The organism is Albidovulum sp. (genome assembly GCF_049646345.1).
Lineage (GTDB): Bacteria > Pseudomonadota > Alphaproteobacteria > Rhodobacterales > Rhodobacteraceae > Albidovulum.
This window is the reverse complement of the sequence record NZ_JBARVQ010000132.1, coordinates 1-3,891: the sequence shown is the minus strand read 5'-3', so window position 1 is coordinate 3,891 and position 3,891 is coordinate 1. Positions and strand designations below refer to the sequence as shown.

The 3,891-nt window shown below is 64.3% G+C and carries 4 protein-coding genes; all 4 read right to left on the bottom strand.

Going from position 1 to position 3,891, the window contains the following annotated elements; translation table 11 throughout:
• Nucleotides 1–116: 116 nt before the first annotated feature.
• Nucleotides 117–362 (bottom strand): MoaD/ThiS family protein, encoded by a 246-nt coding sequence (locus WBB85_RS03315; protein ID WP_432637197.1) that lies wholly within the window; start codon nucleotides 360–362, stop codon nucleotides 117–119.
• Nucleotides 362–2,602, bottom strand: coding sequence for a xanthine dehydrogenase family protein molybdopterin-binding subunit (locus WBB85_RS03310; protein ID WP_432637196.1), 2,241 nt, complete (start codon nucleotides 2,600–2,602; stop codon nucleotides 362–364). The genes WBB85_RS03315 and WBB85_RS03310 overlap by 1 nt, the downstream gene beginning before the upstream one ends.
• Before the next feature lies 1 nt (nucleotide 2,603).
• Complete coding sequence (locus WBB85_RS03305; protein WP_432637195.1) at nucleotides 2,604–3,080, bottom strand: (2Fe-2S)-binding protein; 477 nt, start codon at nucleotides 3,078–3,080, stop codon at nucleotides 2,604–2,606.
• On the bottom strand, nucleotides 3,077–3,891 hold an 815-nt coding region (locus tag WBB85_RS03300; RefSeq protein ID WP_432637194.1), incomplete at its 5' end, for an FAD binding domain-containing protein. The genes WBB85_RS03305 and WBB85_RS03300, both read right to left, overlap by 4 nt.

The following is a 3,891-nucleotide window of genomic DNA, read 5'->3' as shown; positions in this document are numbered from 1 at the left end:
CGGCAAGAACGACCCCTTTCATACGGAATGCGTCGAATCCGGCGCACGGATTGACGAAATTACGACGGATTTCAGGAAAAAACGACGCCCGCGCCGAAAACCACGGTCGCCGGGTGCTATCCGCCAGTCATGTAAGGCATCAGGACAACCTCGCTCTCGGGCGGGATTTCGGTGAACCATGCCTCGCGGTAGATGACCCCGTTCAACGACATCGAAACGCCTCGCTTTATCTGCGGTTGCAGGCCGGGATAAGCCTCGCCCAGTCGGTCGAGAAGCTGCTTGAAGGTCGCGGCCTCGACCTCCACCTCGGTCAGCCCATCGGTGGCCTGCCGGAGCGAACCCCAAAGCAGGACCTTGACCATCAGGAGGACCCGAGCGCCTTGAGGATCCGCGGCGGGGACATCGGCAGTTCGGTCATGCGAATGCCCGTCGCATGCGAGACTGCGTTCGACAAAGCCGCAAGTGGCGGCACGATGGGTGTCTCACCCACACCGCGCACGCCGTAGGGGTGGCCGGGATTGGGGATCTCAAGGATCACCGTCTCGATCATCGGCAGGTCCGAGGCGACCGGCACGCGGTAATCGAGGAAGGTCGGGTTCTGAAGTCGCCCGTCGGTCCCGTAGATATATTCCTCATTCAGCGCCCAGCCGATGCCCTGCACCGCGCCGCCCTGCATCTGGCCTTCGACATAGTCGGGATGCACCGCCTTTCCGGCATCCTGAAAGATCGTGTAGCGCAGAACCTTGGTTGCGCCGGTTTCGCGGTCGACCTCGACATCGCAAAGATGGACGCCAAAGCTGACGCCCGCGCCATCGGCATTGACCTCATGATGCCCGGCGATGGGGCCGCCAGTCTCGGCCGACACTGCGGCAATCTCGGCCAAAGTCATCGGCGGGAACTTACCGGCATTGGGACCGGCGGGCACAGCCGCGCCGTCTTTCCACTCCACCGCCTCTTCGTCGATGCCCCAGATCTTTGCCGCGCGCGCGCACATCTTGCGGGTCGCATCGCGGGCTGCCTTGATCGTGGCCAGCCCCACCGCGAAGGTCACGCGGCTGCCATCGGTCACATCGTTGTAGCCGAGCGACGAGGTATCGGCGACGATGGTGCGGATACGGTCATAGGGAATGCCCAGTTCCTCGGCCGCCATCAGGCTGATCGAGGCGCGGCTGCCGCCGATATCCGGATTGCCTTCGGTGATGCCGACCGTGCCGTCGGTGTTCACGTTCAGGCTGACACAGGTATTGCCGCCGAAATTGAACCAGAAGCCGCAGGAAAGTCCCCGGCCCTGACCGGGTTCAAGCGGGGCCGTGTAGTGCGGATGGGCCTTTGCCGCCTCCAGCGTCGCCACCAGCCCGATATCGGGAAAGGTCGGCCCGTAGGAGGATTTCGTGCCCTTGCGCGCGGCGTTCTTCAGGCGGGTTTCCAAGGGGTCGAGGCCAAGTTCGAGGCACAGTTCATCAACCACGCTTTCGACCGCATATACCGCCATCGGCGCGCCGGGCGCGCGATAGGCGGCTTCCTTCGGGCGGTTGGTCAGGACCGACCAGCCATAAGTCCGCACGGCTTCAAGGTCATAGGCCGCGAAGGCCGACGAACAACCGAATTCCGTCGTCCCACAGGGAAACGCCCCGCCCTGATAGCGCAAGGTTGCCTCTGCCGCCGTGATCCGGCCGTCATTCGTCATGCCGATCTTGACGTCGGACGAGGATGAAACGGTCGGGCCGGTCGCCCGGAATACCTCATCGCGCGTCATCACGATCTTGACCGGGCGGCCCGCCTTTTTCGAAAGCATCAGCGCGACAGGTTCGATGAAGACCGTCGTCTTGCCGCCAAAGCCGCCGCCGATCTCCGAGGCGGTGACACGAAGCTGGCTTGCCTCCATCCCCATGATCTCGGCACAGAGCGTGCGGACATTGAATTGTCCTTGCGTGCAGCACCAGAGATCGGCCTTGCCGTCGGACGTCACCGAGGCGAGGCAGGCATGCGGTTCGATATAACCCTGATGGGTGGCTGCGGTTTTGAACGACCGCTCGATGATCTTGTCGGCCTTGGCAAAGCCTGCCGCCATATCGCCGTGACCGAATTCGAAATGCGCGGTGACGTTTTCCGAATGGCCTGACGGCACGTTTTCCTGCACCCGTCCCGCCTGCACGACCGGCGCGCCGGGCTTCATCGCCTCATCGACATCGGTCACATGGGGCAGGATTTCGTAGTCGACCTTGATCAGTTTCAGGGCAGCCTTGGCAGACGCCGCATCGGTCGCGGCGACGGCGGCGACAGCATGGCCATCGTAAAGCGCCTTGCCGCGCGCCATGCAGTTTTCCTGCACGTCGCGGATGAAGTCATCCTCGGGCACGGCAAAGTCGTCACCCGTCACAATGGCTTTCACGCCCTTCACGGCAAGGGCATCCGAGATGTCGAAGCTCTTGATCCGCGCATGGGCATGGGGGCAGCGCAGGATGCGGCCCGTCAGCATGCCGGGCGCGGTGGCGTCGGCCCCGTACATCGCCCGTCCGGTGACCTTGTCCACCCCGTCGGGGCGACTGACCCGCGTGCCGACCTGCTTGAACTCGCGTTTCACGTATTCGTCGAGCGACATGTCAGGCCCCCCTCATTTCGGCTGCCGCTGCCTGAACGGCGCGGATAATCTTGTCATAACCGGTGCAGCGGCAAAGGTTGCCCGCCAGCCAATAGCGCAGTTCCTCATCGCTCGGGTCCGGGTTCTTTTCCAGAAGCGCCTTTGCGGCGACGAGGATACCCGGCGTGCAGATCCCGCATTGCAAAGCTGCGCCCTCGATGAAGTGGCGTTGCAGCGGGTGGAGGTCATCACCCTCGGCCATGCCTTCGATCGTGGTGACCTCGGCCCCCTCGGCCTCGGCCCCGAGGACGAGGCAGGAACACACGAGCCGCCCGTTCACCGTCACCGAACAGGCGCCGCAATCTCCGGTGCCGCAGCCTTCCTTGGCGCCGGTCAGGCCGAGCCGGTTGCGGAGCACATCTAGCAGCGTTTCATCCGGTGTGCAGAGAAACTCAAAGGGATCGCCGTTGATCGTGGTGGAGACATGCAGCTTGGTCATTTCAAACCTCCGGCGCGGGCATAGGCGATGAGGGCGGCACGCTTGGCCAGCGTTCCCGCCGTCTTGGTGCGGTATTCGATCGTGCCGCGTTTGTCGTCGATCGGGTTGCAGACGGCCTCGCAGGCCTTGGCCATTGTCGCGAGCGTGTCGTCATCAAGTTTTGATCCGACCAGCGCCGCGCCCGCCGCTTCGGCCACGACGACGGTTGGTGCCACCGCGCCCAGAACGATCCGGGCCGCCTTGACCGTGCCATCGGCGTTTAGCTCCAGCGCGATACCGGCCGAGGCGACGGCGATGTCCATCTCGGTGCGCGGGATGAAGCGCAGATAGGCGTCCGAGGCACGGTCAGGCCGTGCGGGCAGGAAGATCGAGGTGATGATCTCACCCTTCTTCAGCGTGGTCTTGCCGGGGCCTGCCGGGATATCCGCGACGGGGCAGTCACGCTCCCCGCCGGGTCCGGCGATCCGCGCCACCGCATTGGCGGCCACCAGCGAGGGCACGGCATCACCGGCAGGCGAGCCGTTGCAGAGGTTGCCGACCATCGTGCAGCGGCCCTGCACCTGTGTCGACCCGATCAGTTGCACGCCTTCGGTCACGCCCGGCCATGCCGCGCAAAGGGCGGCATGCTCGCCGATTTCGGCACCCGAAACGGCTGCCCCGATACGAAAACCGCTGTTTTCCGCAGTGATCTGCCGGATGCCGGGGATCTTCTTGATATCGACGATCAGGTCGGGTTCGACCATGCCGGATTTAAGCTGGACCAGCACATCGGTGCCCCCCGCCAGAACCCGGGTCAGCCCCTGTTCCGCAG